This window comes from Mesorhizobium sp. WSM3866, assembly GCF_002294795.1.
Taxonomy (GTDB): domain Bacteria; phylum Pseudomonadota; class Alphaproteobacteria; order Rhizobiales; family Rhizobiaceae; genus Mesorhizobium.
This window is the reverse complement of record NZ_NSGC01000002.1, coordinates 672,272-686,962: the sequence shown is the minus strand read 5'-3', so window position 1 is coordinate 686,962 and position 14,691 is coordinate 672,272. Positions and strand designations below refer to the sequence as shown.

14 protein-coding genes and 1 riboswitch are annotated in these 14,691 nt (G+C 64.2%); of the genes, 7 read left to right on the top strand and 7 right to left on the bottom strand.

Annotated elements, in window-relative coordinates; all coding sequences use genetic code 11:
* Window positions 1-124 precede the first annotated feature (124 nt).
* Together CK222_RS07605 and CK222_RS07600 are read right to left on the bottom strand one after the other, a co-directional pair.
* Window positions 125-1,072 carry an aldo/keto reductase gene (locus tag CK222_RS07605; RefSeq protein WP_095799895.1) on the bottom strand — a complete coding sequence of 316 codons (948 nt, stop codon included), beginning with the start codon at window positions 1,070-1,072 and terminating at the stop codon, window positions 125-127.
* Between the two features lie 118 nt (window positions 1,073-1,190).
* Window positions 1,191-1,721: a gamma-glutamylcyclotransferase gene (locus CK222_RS07600; protein WP_095799894.1), complete on the bottom strand. Its 531-nt coding sequence runs from the start codon at window positions 1,719-1,721 to the stop codon at window positions 1,191-1,193.
* A 124-nt stretch (window positions 1,722-1,845) separates the two neighbouring features.
* Here CK222_RS07600 and CK222_RS07595 point away from each other — a divergent pair, with 124 nt between their 5' ends.
* Complete coding sequence (locus CK222_RS07595) at window positions 1,846-2,844, top strand: DUF2125 domain-containing protein (protein ID WP_095799893.1); 999 nt, start codon at window positions 1,846-1,848, stop codon at window positions 2,842-2,844.
* A gap of 7 nt (window positions 2,845-2,851) precedes the next feature.
* Complete coding sequence (locus tag CK222_RS07590) at window positions 2,852-3,799, top strand: sugar kinase (protein WP_095799892.1); 948 nt, start codon at window positions 2,852-2,854, stop codon at window positions 3,797-3,799.
* Here CK222_RS07590 and CK222_RS07585 read toward each other — a convergent pair.
* Together CK222_RS07585 and hisC are read right to left on the bottom strand one after the other, a co-directional pair.
* Window positions 3,796-4,734: a prephenate/arogenate dehydrogenase family protein gene (locus CK222_RS07585; protein WP_176477584.1), complete on the bottom strand. Its 939-nt coding sequence runs from the start codon at window positions 4,732-4,734 to the stop codon at window positions 3,796-3,798. The two genes, CK222_RS07590 and CK222_RS07585, sit on opposite strands and share 4 nt — an antisense overlap.
* Window positions 4,735-4,740: 6 nt before the next feature.
* Entirely contained in the window at window positions 4,741-5,844 is a 1,104-nt protein-coding gene (gene hisC / locus CK222_RS07580; protein WP_095799890.1) for a histidinol-phosphate transaminase, read from the bottom strand.
* 136 nt (window positions 5,845-5,980) lie between these two features.
* Window positions 5,981-6,058: riboswitch (SAM riboswitch) on the top strand.
* Window positions 6,059-6,148: 90 nt separating this feature from the next.
* On the opposite strand from hisC, the gene CK222_RS07575 reads away from it, so the two are divergent.
* The 5 genes from CK222_RS07575 (at window position 6,149) to CK222_RS07555 (ending at window position 11,031) form a co-directional block, all read left to right on the top strand.
* Window positions 6,149-7,318, top strand: a complete 1,170-nt coding sequence (locus CK222_RS07575) for a homoserine O-acetyltransferase (protein ID WP_095782441.1) — start codon at window positions 6,149-6,151, stop codon at window positions 7,316-7,318.
* Between the two features lie 88 nt (window positions 7,319-7,406).
* Window positions 7,407-8,021, top strand: a complete 615-nt coding sequence (metW, locus tag CK222_RS07570; RefSeq protein ID WP_095799889.1) for a methionine biosynthesis protein MetW — start codon at window positions 7,407-7,409, stop codon at window positions 8,019-8,021.
* Entirely contained in the window at window positions 7,970-8,788 is an 819-nt protein-coding gene (locus CK222_RS07565; protein WP_176477583.1) for a Stf0 family sulfotransferase, read from the top strand. The genes metW and CK222_RS07565 overlap by 52 nt, the downstream gene beginning before the upstream one ends.
* Before the next feature lie 115 nt (window positions 8,789-8,903).
* Complete coding sequence (locus tag CK222_RS07560) at window positions 8,904-9,893, top strand: glycosyltransferase (protein ID WP_095799887.1); 990 nt, start codon at window positions 8,904-8,906, stop codon at window positions 9,891-9,893.
* A 202-nt stretch (window positions 9,894-10,095) separates the two neighbouring features.
* Complete coding sequence (locus CK222_RS07555) at window positions 10,096-11,031, top strand: glycosyltransferase family A protein (RefSeq protein WP_095782444.1); 936 nt, start codon at window positions 10,096-10,098, stop codon at window positions 11,029-11,031.
* A gap of 43 nt (window positions 11,032-11,074) precedes the next feature.
* Here CK222_RS07555 and CK222_RS07550 read toward each other — a convergent pair whose 3' ends face one another.
* The 3 genes from CK222_RS07550 to CK222_RS07540 all read right to left on the bottom strand — a co-directional run bounded on the left by CK222_RS07550 (window position 11,075) and on the right by CK222_RS07540 (window position 14,624).
* The gene (locus CK222_RS07550; protein WP_095799886.1) at window positions 11,075-11,872 is read right to left on the bottom strand and encodes a DUF1194 domain-containing protein; all 798 of its coding nucleotides are present in this window, start codon (window positions 11,870-11,872) and stop codon (window positions 11,075-11,077) included.
* A gap of 51 nt (window positions 11,873-11,923) precedes the next feature.
* Window positions 11,924-13,735 (bottom strand): ABC transporter ATP-binding protein/permease, encoded by a 1,812-nt coding sequence (locus tag CK222_RS07545; RefSeq protein WP_095799885.1) that lies wholly within the window; start codon window positions 13,733-13,735, stop codon window positions 11,924-11,926.
* Window positions 13,736-13,853: 118 nt separating this feature from the next.
* Window positions 13,854-14,624: a methyltransferase domain-containing protein gene (locus CK222_RS07540; RefSeq protein WP_067319659.1), complete on the bottom strand. Its 771-nt coding sequence runs from the start codon at window positions 14,622-14,624 to the stop codon at window positions 13,854-13,856.
* Window positions 14,625-14,691 lie beyond the last annotated feature (67 nt).

The following is a 14,691-nucleotide window of genomic DNA, read 5'->3' as shown; positions in this document are numbered from 1 at the left end:
CGCGATCGGGTAGGAATTATCGCGAGGCTATCTGCAAGGTCTTGGACGATCGTGCGGGGGACCTGCTGCACTAACGCATGTTGGATCCAGGTCAGGCCGGCATCCGCCTGAATATCGACACGCCTTAAGCGCTGGCGCGATCGAGCGCTGCGATGTCGTCGGCGGAAAGCTTGAGCGATGCGGCGCGGATCAGGCTTTCCATCTGTGCGGGCGTCGTGGCGCTGGCAATCGGCGCGGTGATGCCCGGCCGCGCCATGACCCAGGCGAGCGCCACTTCGGCCTGCTTGGCTGAATGGCGCCCGGCCGCGGCATCGAGCGCGGAGAGAATGCGCATGCCGCGTTCGTTGAGATACTCGGCCACGTCTTCGCCACGCTCGCTCCGGCCAAGGTCGGCCTTGCTGCGGTATTTGCCGCTGAGGAACCCCTTGGCCAGGCCGAAATAGGTGATGACGCCGAGGCCTTCCGCCTTGCACAGGTCGAGCAGCGGGCCGTCCAGCGAAGAGCGATCGTACAGATTGTATTCGGGCTGCAGAACCTCGTAACGCGGCAGGCCCCGCAGGCTGGCGACATCCAGGGCCGCGCGCAATTGCCCCGCATCGAGATTGGAGCAGCCCGGATAGCGGATCTTGCCCTTCTCGAGCAGGCGCTGATAGGCGCCGAGCGTTTCCTCGTAAGGCGTGGCCGGGTCCGGCCAGTGCGACAGATAGAGGTCGATGACGTCGGTCTGCAGCCGCTTGAGCGATTGGTCGACCGCCTTTTCGATATAGGCTGCGGAGAGGTCCCGCCTGCCCTGTCCCATGTCGGAGCCGCCCTTGGTGATGACGACGATGCTGTCCCGGTTGCCGCGGCTCTTCATCCAGTTACCGATGATGGTTTCGGATTCGCCGCCTTTGTTGCCCGGCGCCCAGCGCGAATAGGCGTCCGCCGTGTCGACTGCGTTGAAGCCGGCCTCGGCAAAGCGGTCGAGCAGGTCGAACGAGGTCTTCTCGTCGGCGGTCCAGCCGAAGACGTTGCCTCCAAGGACCAGCGGCGCGATGGAAAGGTCGGTGCGACCGAGACGGCGTTTCTGCAAGACTGATCTCCGTGATGCTGGGAAGGGCCTGGGTGCCCAGAGGATGGATTGCGGCTAAGCTAGGTCGTGCCTTGCCGAGGTCAAAGGCATGGTTTTGCTTTTTGATCGGGCCAGATCTTCACGAAGACGCGACCTGCCGCCCCACCTCTTCCAGCCAGTGGTCGCGGATGCCGAGCGCCCTCAGACGCTCCACTGTGCTCAGGACATAGTCTTCGTTCCTGCCCGATTGGCCCACGGCGCCGCGCACGACTTTTGCCGCATGGCCGGCGTCGAGCCCGCCGGCATATTGCTCATGCGCGCGGTCGACGATGTAGGCGACCGCTTCGACCGTTCCGCCTTGTCCCGCCCCATCCAGCCGGACATCGAGAGTGCGTTCGAGATAGACGCTGGTCACCAGCTCGCGCTCGCGCAGATAGGAAAGCACTTCGTCACGCAAATCGCCGGGCACGCGGAAGGCGAGCCCGACGCAGGAGCCGCCGCGGTCGAGGCCGAGCACCAGGCCCGGCCGCTCACGCGTACCGCGATGGACGAAGGAATAGACGCAGAGCGACCGGCGGAAGCCGTAAAGACGGGCGCGCCGCGTCTCGACATGTGCGAAACCGGGCCGCCAGATCAGCGACCCGTAGCCAAAAACCCAAAAATCGCCCATATCGCCAAGCCTGATTGCATTCGAGTGACGACACCACACCGGTAAGGTGCTTCTTCTGTCCCCGCTTGTCGTGCGTAAGAACAACCACCCGCTCGCCGCATGAGGGGTTAACGAGAGCCGCAGCATGACGTCAAGTGACGAGCGATCGCGCAAACCTCGCCGCCGGCTGTTCTGGCTTGCGGCGTTCATCTTGGTGCTGTTCGCGCTCTACAGCGGCGGATGGTTCTATCTCGCCGGCAAGGTCAAGACCGAGGCCGAGCGGGCCGTGGCCGAGCTTGGAGGCAAGGGCATCAAGGCCGACTGCGCCAATCTCACGGTCAGCGGTTATCCACTGGACTTCACGGTCGCCTGCGACAGCCTGGCCTATCAGGACGATGCCAGGAATGTAGCGGCCTCGACCGGCGATATGAACGTCGTCGCTCGCATCACCCAGCCTCTGTCGCCCGTGGCGAACCTGCGCGGGCCGTTGCGGACTGTGGCGCCGGGCATGCCGCCACTTTGGCTCGACTGGGACAAGCTGCACGCCACGGTCAAGCTGTCATGGCCGCTTCCGCGCCGCATTTCGCTTCAGGCGGAAGGCTTGTCTGGACAGACCGATCCGGCCGACGACACCGATCCCGTGCAGCTGTTCAGCGCCGGCCAGGCGGCCGGCCAGCTGCAGCCGAACGGCCAGGACCTCGTCTATACCGGCAGCTTTGGCGACCTGAAGATCGACGCGGAAGCTGTCGGCGGACGCGTGCTGCCGGAACTCGACGGCGCCGGCGAAGCGACAGTGAAGAACGGCGTCGCGCTGATTAAGGCGCCGCCGAAAAGCCTGCGCGGCCAGTCGGTCGAGATTGCCAGCCTCGACGTGTCATCAGGCACGGCGCGCGTAACTGTGTCCGGGCCGATCTCGATCGACGCCGACGGCCTGATCGATGCAAATCTGTCGATCAAGCTAAAGGACCCAAAGGCCGTAGCGGCGATCCTCGCCAGCGCCATTCCCGAGCACAAGAGCGAGATCGAGCAGGGTTTTGCCGGCATTGCCATGCTCGGCAACCAACCGTCCATGCCGCTCAAGATCGTGAAGGGTAAAGCTTCGCTTGGCTTCATCCCGCTCGGCAAGATCAAGCCGGTCGATTGAGACTGCGATGGCCGGACCGATCAAACTGCTCAGCGTCGGCGCGTTCACCCTCGACACGATCCTGCGTGTCGAGACGCTGCCCGCGCATCAGGGCAAGTTCATCGCCAGCGACGGTGTCCAGATCGCCTCCGGCATGGCGACGAGTGCGGCCTGCGCCGCGCATCGCCTCGGCGCCGATGTGTCGCTTTGGGCGAGCGCGGGAGACGATGCGGTCGGCGACCGGCTGATTGCCGAGATCGAGGCGGAAGGCGTCGATTGCAGCCTGGTCCGCCGCGTCGCCGGCGCGCGCTCCGCGCTGGCCGCGATCCTGGTGGATGCCCATGGCGAGCGCATCATCGTGCCCTTCTATGACAGCAGGGCGCAAGCCGATCCCGACACGCTGCCGCTTGCCGAACTTTCCGCCTTCGACGCCGTGCTGGTGGACGTCCGCTGGCCGGGCGCCGCGGCACTTGCCTTGGCGGCCACGCGGGACGCCGGCCGTCCGGCGATCCTCGACGCCGACATCGCGCCGATCGACGTGCTCGAGCGGCTTTTGCCGTTGGCCTCGCACATCGTCGCCTCGGAGCCGGCGGCGCGGATCGTCTGCGGCCATGCGCTCGATCCGGAAAGCGCATGCGCCGATCTCGCCTCGCGCACCGACGCCTTCGTCGCGGTGACGGGCGGCGCTGCCGGAACCTGGTGGCATGATCGGGGAACCGGTCGCGTCCGGCATGTCGAGGCGCCGAAGGTCAAGGCGGTCGACACGCTCGCCGCCGGCGACGTCTTCCACGGCGCCTTCGCCGTCGGCCTTGCCGAAGCCATGCCGTCCGAGCAGGCGCTGCGCTTTGCCAGCGCCGCCGCCGCGCTTAAATGCCTGCGCTTCGGCGGCCGGCTCGGCGCTCCGGACAGAGCCGAGACAATGGCCATGATGGCGGCGCACTGGCCCCCATCGGGACAGATCGAGCAGAAGGCCTAGGGCTTGGCCCCCGGGTGCTCCACGGCCTGACGGCCGAAATCCGGCACATCGATATCCTGGCCGGCCTCAATGATCGAGCGGCGGATGGCGCGCGTGCGGGTGAACAGGTCGAACAGCTTTTCGCCGTCGCCCCAGCGGATCGCTCGCTGCAACGAGGCCAGATCCTCCGAGAAGCGCGCCAGCATTTCCAGGATCGCGTCCTTGTTGTGCAGGCACACGTCCCGCCACATGGTCGGGTCGGAAGCGGCCAGTCGGGTAAAGTCGCGAAAACCGGAAGCGGAGTATTTGATGACTTCCGTCTTGGTCACCGATTCCAGGTCGTCGGCGGTGCCGACGATGTTGTAGGCGATGATATGCGGCAGATGCGAGACGATGGCCAAGGTCATGTCGTGATGCTGCGGGTCCATCGTGTCGATGTTGGAGCCGCAGCGCCGCCAGAATTCGGAGAGCTTTTCCAGCGCCTCCGGATCCGTGCCCGGCAGCGGCGTGAAGATGCACCAGCGGTTGTCGAAGAGATCGGCGAAGCCGGCATCCGGCCCGGACTTTTCCGTGCCCGCCAGCGGGTGCCCGGGGATGAAATGCACACCGACGGGCACATGCGGCTGCATTTGCGCGATCACCGAAGCTTTGGTTGAGCCGACATCGGTGAGGATCGCGCCTTTCTTCAGCGCCGGCGCGATCTCGGCCGCGACCTCGCCGGACGAGCCGACCGGAACCGAGACGATGACGAGATCCGCGTCGCGCACCGCGTCTTCGGCCTCGGTCGTGTAGGAATCGCCGAGACCCAGTTCCTCGGCGCGCTTGAGCGTCGATTGGCTGCGCGTCGCGACAGCGATGTGGCGCGCCAGGCCTTCCCGGCGGATGACGCGGGCGAGCGACGAACCAATCAGGCCGATGCCGACCAGCGCTATTCTTCCGAACATCGGTGCTGTCATGGTGCTTCAGCTTTTCAGAAATGTCTTGAGCGCCTCGACGACGCCGCGATTGGCCTCCTCGATGCCGATGCTCATGCGCAGCGCGTTGGGAAAGCCGTAGCCGGTGACGCGCCGCAGGATGTAGCCGCGCGCGCTGAGATAGTCGTCCGCTGCCGCTGCCGAATGCTTTTTGTTGTCGGGGAAGTGGATCAGCAGGAAATTGCCGACGCTGGGCGTCACGCGCAGCCCGAGCCCGGTCAGCTCCTCGCTGACCCAGGCAAGCCACTTCTCGTTATGCGCCACGCTGCGCTCGACATGGGCGCGGTCGCGGATGGCCGCGATGCCGGCCTCGATCGCGGTTGCATTGACGTTGAAGGGCCCGCGCACCCGGTTAATGGCATCGACGATATGCGCCGGTCCGTACATCCAGCCGATGCGTGCGCCGCCGAGGCCGAGCTTGGAGAAGGTGCGGGTCATGACCACGTTCTCCGAGCTCCCGGCCAGCTCGATGCCGGCTTCATAGTCGTTGCGCCGCACATATTCGGCATAGGCCGCGTCGAGCACTAGGAGCACGCTCTTGGGCAGTCCGGCATGCAGCCGGCGCACCTCCTGGAACGGCACATAAGTGCCGGTCGGATTGTTGGGGTTGGCGAGGAACACGATCCGCGTCGCCGGCGTCACCGCGGCGAGGATTGCGTCGATGTCGGCGCGCTCGTCCGTCTCCTTGACCGCCACCGGCTTGGCGCCGGCGGCTTGGATATAGATCTTGTAAACCATGAAGGCGTGTTCGGTGAACACGGCCTCGTCTCCCGGCGCGAGATAGGTCTGCGCCAGCAGCCCCAGGATCTCGTCGGAGCCATTGGAGCAGACGATGTTTGCCGGATTGAGGCCGTGCACATCGGCGATCGCCTCGCGCAGCCGGCGGGCGGAGCCGTCGGGATAAACGTCCAATTTGGCAGCCACCTCCCGGGCGGCCTCGATCGCCTTCGGCGAGGGCCCGAGCGGATTCTCATTGGACGACAGCTTGTAGACCTTCGTCACGCCGGCCGGCGCGGTACTTTTTCCCGGCACATAGGCCTCGATGTCCATGATGCCCGCGCGGGGCGTCGGACGTGGCTGATCCTGCTTCATGTCACAAATCCGTCGAGAGGCCCTGGTTCGAGGCCGCAGCGGAAATACAGGCGGTGGCCCCGAATGTCGAGGGGCCGGCGCGCTCGCGCGTAGGCAGACCGTTGACGAAGCGCGGCGCTGGCCCTAGAACAACAGCCGGATCTCCCGTGGTGATTTGGCCGGTCGGCTTGCAGCCACGTTAAACAATTCGCTAAAGGGCCGTTTGCAACCTGTAACCGGCTTTGCGAAGGCAGGCCGGTTTTTTGTTGTCCGTTGCCGGCCGGACGCCGTATCGCGAGATCGATGCGACTGGATGGGGAATGCAATGGCCGCTCAGCGCGCTCCAAGGACCAACCACGAGGCCGACCAACCGTCGAGCCCGGTGTTGCAGTTCGGTCCCGACAAGCCGCTAAAACTCGATGCGGGCACCGTGCTGTCGCCGTTCCAGGTCGCTTACCAGACCTACGGCGCCCTCAACGACGCCCGCTCCAACGCCATCCTCGTCTGCCACGCGCTGACCGGCGACCAGCATGTCGCCAGCACCAACCCGGTGACCGGCAAGCCGGGCTGGTGGGAGGTGCTGATCGGCCCCGGCAGGATCATCGACACCAGCCGCTTTTTTGTCATTTGCGCCAACGTCATCGGCGGCTGCCTCGGCTCCACCGGCCCGGCCTCGACCGATCCGGCGACAGGCAGGCCCTATGGGCTCGACCTGCCGATCATCACCATCCGCGACATGGTGCGGGCGCAGCTGATGCTGGTCGATCATTTCGGCATCGAGAAGCTGTTCTGCGTGCTCGGCGGCTCGATGGGCGGCATGCAGGTGCTGCAATGGGCCGCAAGCTACCCGGAACGCGTCTTCTCCGCGTTGCCAATCGCCACCGGCGCCCGCCATTCCTCGCAGAACATCGCCTTCCACGAGGTCGGGCGGCAGGCCGTCATGGCCGATCCGGACTGGCACGGCGGCAAATATCTCGATTTCGGCAGGCGGCCGGAAAAGGGCCTCGCCGTGGCGCGCATGGCCGCGCACATCACTTACCTCTCGGAAGCAGCGCTGCACCGCAAGTTCGGCCGCAACCTGCAGGATCGCGAGGCGCTGACCTTCGGCTTCGACGCCGATTTCCAGATCGAAAGCTATCTGCGCCATCAAGGCATGACCTTCGTCGACCGCTTCGACGCCAACTCCTACCTCTATCTGACCCGCGCTATGGACTATTTCGACCTCGCCGCCGACCACGGCGGACGGCTGGCGGATGCCTTCGCCGGCACCAAGACACGCTTCTGCCTCGTGTCGTTCACAAGCGACTGGCTGTTCCCGACCGAGGAAAGCCGCTCGATCGTGCATGCGCTGAACGCCGCCGGCGCGTCCGTCTCCTTCGTCGAGATCGAGACCGATCGCGGCCATGACGCTTTCCTGCTCGACGAACCGGAATTGTTCGCGGCCATCAACGGCTTCATAGCCTCGGCCGCGCGCGCAAGGGGGCTCAGCCTATGAGTGGCGCGCGATCCCTGTGTCCTGGCCGCACTTCTGAGACGCCGAGATTCCCATTGGCTGCAAATGCTCAAAGGCCGGAGGTGTGCCCATGAGCGTTAATCGCGCTCAGCGCGTCGACCTCGAAGTCGTCACCGATCTCATCCCGCCGCATTCGCGCGTGCTCGATGTCGGCTCCGGCGATGGCGTGCTTCTGGAGGTTCTGCAGGCGACCAAGCAGGTTGATGGCCGCGGCCTGGAGCTGTCACAGCGCGGCGTCAACGAATGCGTGGCGCGCGGCCTTTCCGTCGTCCAGGGCGATGCCGACAAGGACCTCGAATTCTACCCCGACAAAGGTTTTGATTTCGTCGTCCTGTCGCAAACGCTGCAGGCGACCCGCAACCCGAAACTTGTGCTCGACGAGCTGCTTCGGATCGGCAACCGCGCGATCGTCTCCTTCCCCAATTTCGGCCATTGGCGCGTGCGCTTCTCGCTGCTGATGAAGGGCAGGATGCCGGTCACCAAGGACCTGCCCTATTCCTGGTACGACACGCCGAACATCCACTTCTGCACCATTCGCGACTTCGTCAATCTGTGCGAAGAGCTCGGCGCGACGGTCGAGAAGGCGACCGCGCTCGACGCCAACGGCCAGAAGATCGGCCTGTCGATGCCCTGGTGGTTCTGGAACTTCTTCGGCCAGCAGGCGGTGTTCTTGCTGAAACGATGATCTCGCTCGATCTCTTTCGACGCCGGCCGGCCGTGGTTCAAATCCCGTCGGAAATTCTGTCGGAGATAAGCACAGGGATTCTTGTGTGCACTTCGCCGCGTACCGGCAGCAATCATCTTGCAGGACTGATGGCTTCCGCCGGGCTGGGCAATCCACTGGAGTGGTTTGGCGGGCGCCGGCTGCTCGAACAGCCAGGCTATCCGCGCGATGCCAGAGGGCAGCTTCTGAGGGCGCTGACGGAAGGACGGTCCTCTTCCGGAATCTACGCGATCAAGCTTTTTGCGAGTCAATTCGCTCAAGTTGCCAAGAAGGTGAACCTCCCCGCCAGTCTTCCCAACCTTCACTATGTGCGCCTGACGCGCAGCGATTTGCTGGGTCAGGCGATCTCATGGGCGCGTGCGCGCCAAACCCGCAGATTCCGCTCTAGCGAGGTCAATCGCGCATCCCCACGCTATGACGGCGAGGCTATCGCCGAATCGCTCGAAAAGATTCTGATGGAAAATCTGGCCTGGGACGGGTGGTTCGCGAAAAACGGGCTGTCCTTTCTTGCGCTAACTTACGAGCAGGTCCAGCAAAACCCGAGAGGAAGCCTCGAGAAAATTGCCCAGTTGGCCGGGGTCGAGCCTGTCTGGGGAACGAATCTCGGATCAGGTCTCGAAATCCAGCGCGACGCGACCAATGACGAATGGAGAAAACGTTTCCTGTCTGAATATGCCGACCCGTCGAGCTTCCCGCACAGAAAAAAGCGCGTGTTCCTGAAGATCTAGAAAGAATCATGCGATTGAAGCGCAAACTTGCAAATAGAATGGCACCGAGAATCGTTTGACGGCATACCCCGCAGGGCTATAGCGACTGTACCGGCAAAACTGGTGGTGATTATCTATGGCTGAACACCCGATCTATTCGATCGTCATGGAGATGGAGAACGCCAAATCCATCGACTGGAACGAGATCGGCCTGGGGCTGAAGTCACTGGCGCGCGAAATCGCGGCTGTTCCCGCTACGGGTTTTGCAAGGCCAAAAGTTGTCGTGTCGCATGGCGGGCCCGATTCGGACGGCAGCTTGCTGCAAGCGAGCATTGAAGCTGAAGCGCCTGAATTGATGCAGGTTGCCGACCTGACGATCACAGCTTGCCCCGACGGCCGGTATTACGAACTCAAGAACAACGGCGTGCTTTTGACCGAAGGGGACATCGTCGTTTTCCTGGATTCGGACACGGTCCCTCAGCCAGGTTGGCTTTCAAATCTGCTGCAGCCGTTTCAACAGCCGCAAACCGTGTGCGTGAACGGCCATACCTATCTGTCCTATGACGACTTCTTCTCGAGAACCTTCGCCTTGATCTGGTTCTTCCCGATGGCCCGTGGAGACGAAAGATTCGCCTCGAAGCGGGCGATCAATGCCAACAATGTCGCCTTCCGGCGCCATTGGATCGTCAGCCACCCTTTCCCGGCACATAACGGCTTCAAGGTGTCCTGCACGCTGCTGATGCACCAGCTTCGGCGCGAGGGCCACAAGATCGTCAACGTTGATGCGCGCGTCTACCACTACTCTCCGCGAGGCTGGCGGTTCTTCTATTGGCGCGCGTTGGTGACCGGCAGGGACGCCGACCGCAAGTTCGTCGCGCTTCATGCCCCCAGTCGCAGCCAGCGGATCGTCAAGTCGTTCAGTCGCTGGTGGACCATGTCGTGGCGCACAACGCGACGCGTGCTCAGCCACGCGCCGCAAACGGGTATGCCTCTTTGGCAGATTCCGTTTTCACTGGTGGTAGGCCTGGCTTTTTATACCCTGGCATTTCTTGGTCATTTCAGCCTCGCTGCCGGTCTCGTAAGCGACGAAATCGAAACCGTGCCTGACTATGTCGGGCATAGTTGAAGGATAAACCGCCGCGAAGTGTTGCTTTCAAACCGCATGACTTTGAGGAAACACGCTCTGAACTTGACCCCGATGCGACACCTCAGGTGACATAGGCGGCTCTTTTCTGTAGCGTTTGCCGAACCCATCCGGGGGGCGGACATGGAGGCAGGTTGTGCGAGTATCTTACGGTCATCGTTTATCTGCCCATAACGAAAGTTAGATGCCGACTGCCTCCGACCCAGCTCCGCTGATCACCGTGATCACGCCGACGCACAACCGGCGAAGCCAGGTCGTGCGCGCGGTGGAAAGTGTTCTTGCCCAGACACTTACCCGCTTCGAGCACATTGTTGTCGACGACGGTTCGACCGACGGAACGGCCTTGGCGCTGGCCGAGATTCGCGATCCCAGACTGATCTATGTCGGCGCGAAATGGCGCGGCGCCAATGCCGCGCGCAACGCGGGCATCGAGCGCGCGCGGGCGCCGATCGTGACCTTTCTTGATTCGGACGATGTCTATCTGCCGGACCGCCTCGACCGGACGCTGTCGCACTTCGACAGGAACCCCTCGCTCGAAGTGCTGATCAGTTCCTTCATCTCGGTCAAGGGCGGCCGCAGCACCAAATGCATCAATCGTCAGGCCTTGCTCGACAAGAGCAGGCTGCAGCGCGCCCTGGTCTCGCAGACGATCTTCATCGCTGGCTCGGCGATCACCGCCCGGCACGAATCGCTGCTTGCGATCGGCGGCTTTGACAGCGATATCACGCGCATGCAGGACCGCGAATTGCTGCTGCGTTTTGCCAACCGCAGCGGCGCCTTGCTGTCGGATGATATCGACTGGAAGAAATACAATTCGGAAAATTCGATCTCCGGCCGGCGCGACGGCTATGTCGAGGCCTACGCCAACCTGATCGGCAAACATCCTTATATTGCCGACCGCTATCCCGACGTGCCGCCCTATATGATCGCGCGGCAGATCATCGCCGACATATTGAAGGGGAGGCTGCCACAGGCCTTTTCGGGCTATCTCGCCAATCGGTCGTCAAAGGCGCTCGGCTACTCGCCGACCGAACTGCTGCGCGGCTATGTCGTCGGCCGGCGCTGGCGCCGCGATTGCTATGACGAGTTCCGCGCCAAATACGGCGCCAGAGCGGCCTGAGGCACAGCGCGGCGCTCTGGCCGAAACAGTGCAAATTGGGACCTCACCGATCCAGCTCCGGAAAATACGGATCGGAAAACCGCTGCCGCAGCCGTTCGCCAAGCAGGCAGTCGGTCGGCGCCTCCGCGTCGACGCGGATGCTTCCGGCGTCGCCGATCCCGCTCACCTCCTGGATCAGCTTGCGGCGGATAGCCGTCGAGAATTCCGACGCCGCATAGATCGGCAACACGAACGAACCGGGGCCGCCGGTGACGCAATCGGCATAATAGCGGTCGAGACGAATGACGCTCGGCGACGGATTGATCAGGATCGGCAGGCCGTTGACCACGATGCCTTTGGCCAAAGCCGCATCACGGATCATCGCGACGGGCAGCCCGGCATTGTTGGGCCCGTCCCCCGATATGTCGATGACCCGGCGCGGCGCCGAGTAGCTGTTTTTCTCCAGAAGTCCGGCGCCGAATCCGAGAGCGCCTGAAATCGACGTGCCGCGAAAGCTCCGGAACGGACGACCCGCGATGGTGTCGGCGAAGGCGTTGGCGCTGTCCGCGCCGTCGATCACTTGCCAGCCGATCACGCCGTCGTCGCGCACGACGCCCGCCCATTCGAAATAGGCGAGCGCGATGCGGCCCCTCGGGCCCGAGCGCGCGGCGCTGATGAAGTCGGGATGGCGCAGCGCCTCGACATAGCCGGCGCGCTGCAGGGCGAACTCTTCTTCGTCCATCGATTGCGAGATGTCGACGGCCAGCACGAGTTCCACATCGACGGCAGTGCCTCCGATGGCAGGCATTGGCGCTGCCTCGGCGCAGGCAAGGCATGCAAGCAGGCTGAACAGCTTGAGCATGGCAGGCTCCACCACGCCGGGATTCTTCCCGGCGATCGCGGCGAAATAAAGCTATTTCTTGGCGCGCGCGGCAACAGGCGGGGGTTCGATCGCCCCGGCGCGGAGACGGGCCGGCTTCAGCGCCGATCCGCTGCTGTCCTTGACGATGGTGAGCGCGCGCGGGAAGAACTGGTTGTTGTGCAGACCGCGCCCGATATTGAGGATAGCGGCGTGCGGCAGTCTGGCCTGCAGCATCGCCAGTACGCGCCGAAGCGTGGCGCCGTCGAACGTATCCAGCGCTTCGTCGATGATCACCCATTTCGGCTTCCTCAGCGCCAGCCGGGCGAAGGCGAGCAGCCGCTGCTCGTCGTCGGCCAGCTCATGCTCCCAGCGCGCCGAGCGGTCGAGCTGGAACGAGAGGCGCTCGAGGCCGACTTCACCGAGCACGGCGGAAATCTCGTCGTCGTCGATCTTGGTGCCTTCGGCATGGTTGAGCACGTCGCGCAGCGTGCCGAGCGGGAAATAGGGGGTGCGCGGCACGAAGAACGGTGTCTCTCCGGCCGGCATGCCAATGCGGCCGCCGCCCCATGGCCAGAGGCCGGCGATCGCGCGGAAGAACAGCGTCTTGCCGGCGCGCGGATCGCCGGTGATCATGACGCGCTCGCCGGCCTTTATCTCGACCTCCGTCTCCGCAAGCCTGGTGCAGCCGTCGGGCGAGGCGACTTCGAGCTTGTCGAACGTCAGCGTGCCATTGGCGTTTTCGCCGAACGCGATGCGCTTTTGCTTGGCATGCAGGATGTCCGTTTCGCCGAGCGCGATACGAAAATCGGCAACGCGCATCAGTGTAGCCCGCCAATCGGCGATGGCGCCGATGTTGTTGATGAACCAGCGCAGCGAGGAATTCACCTGGTTGAAGGCGCCGACAGCCATCATCAAACCGCCGAAGCTAATGTCGCCTGCGAAATAGACCGGTGCGGCGACCAGAATCGGCGCCACCACGGTGATCCAGCCATAGGCGTCGGTAACCCAGGACAGGTTGATCTGGGCGCTGTAGATGCGCCGCATGGCGTCGAGCACGCCGCCGAGGTCGAGCTCGAGCTGCCGCCTGGCGTCCGCCTCGCCATGGGCGAGCGCGATGGCGTCGACATTCTCGTTGACGCGGACCACGGAGGAGCGCAGCACGGCCTCGCGCGTGTAGCGATCGCTGTTGAAGCGGATCAGCGGCCGGCCTACCAGCCAGCTCAGCCAGGAGGCGATGCCGGCATAAAGGATCGCCGCCCAGACCATGTAGCCCGGTATTTCCAGCGAATGGCCGCCGACATGGAAGACGAAGCCGGAAGAGAGCTCCCACAGCACGCCGATGAAGGATACAAGCAGGATGAAGGATTGCAGCAGGCCGACGCCGAGATCGGTCGACAGGTCGGAGAGATGCCCCGCGTCCTGCTGCATGCGCTGATCGGGATTGACGCCGATCGCACCCGCATGGGTGAGCCGGAACGCACGCGCCGGCCGCATCCATTCATCGATCAGGTCGAGCGTCAGCGCCTCGCGCAACTTCAGCCGGATCGTCTGGTTGAGCCAGGTCTGGCCGACATTGAGCACCAGGAGGCTGCCGGCAATTGCGGCAAATACCATCAGCTGATGCAGGAAGCCCGGCAGGTCGCGCCGCGCCAGGGCATCATAGAAAGGCTGGTTCCAGCGATTGAGCAGCACTTGCCCGATCGAGGTCGCGACGATGACGCCGACAATGCCGATCGAGGCCCACAGGAGCCGCCTGCGCACCGGCGATGCCTTCAGCGCCAGCCTGATCGCCGCCAGCTGGTCTGAGAGGCGGCTCGTCTCGACTGAGAACGCGGCCTGTTCGATACTGGGCGTGTGGTCCATATGCGAGATCCCTGCTGCCAGGAACGGTCATTGGCGGCGATGCCGCACCCCGAACCCGCCCCTGAGATAGGGTGACGATTGCCGTATGACGCAAGGCTTGGCCCCGATCACGAACGCGTCATCCGCCCGCCCGCGGCACCGGGCCGTCGGCCCGACGTCCGAGCGTCGTTGCGCCCTGCGGCGAGAACACCGGCACGAAGACGCGGCGCGACGCGCGCTGCGCGACAGGCACGCCCTGGTAGAGCCGCTTCTGCGCCTCGACGACGATGACCCCGGAAAAGATCGGCCAGAGCCGCCGGCCGGCTCGCTCCAGCACGTTGTGGAACTGCATCATGGAGCGCCGCGGCGATGGCGGGAAGAACAGCGCGTCTGACCATGCGGCCGGCGTGAAATTGGCCTCGCGTAGCAATTCGGTGAGCTGGCCGCGCGAGAACGGCCGGCCGTTGCCGAAGGGCGTGTGCTCGAAACGCGCCCAGACGCCGCGCCGGTTGGGCACGACGATGACGACCCTGCCCGCCGGCGACAGCACGCGCCAGATCTCGTTCAGCGTCTCGCGCGGATTTTCGACATGTTCGAGCGAGTGGACGAGCAGCATGCGGTCGATGCAGGAATCGACCAGCGGCAGCTCCTCGTCGAAGACCAGCGCCGTCGCCGTCGGCCCCGTCGCCGGCCAGACCACCGCCCCTTGCGTCGCCGGCATGAAGGCAAAGACGCGCTCGGCATCGGCGCCGAACCGCTCCAGCCACGGCAGCGTGTAGCCGAGACCGACCAGGCGCTCGTTCGGAACGGGCGCCCATATCGACGACAGCGACATGGTGATCGCGCGCTCGGCGAGGCGCCCGAGCGTGGTCGAATAGAAGGACCGGAGATCGACGATATCGGAATGCATGCGCCGGACGGTAGCCGCGATATCCGGCGAGTTCAACAAAGGCGGATGACATCCGCCGCCGGGCGCC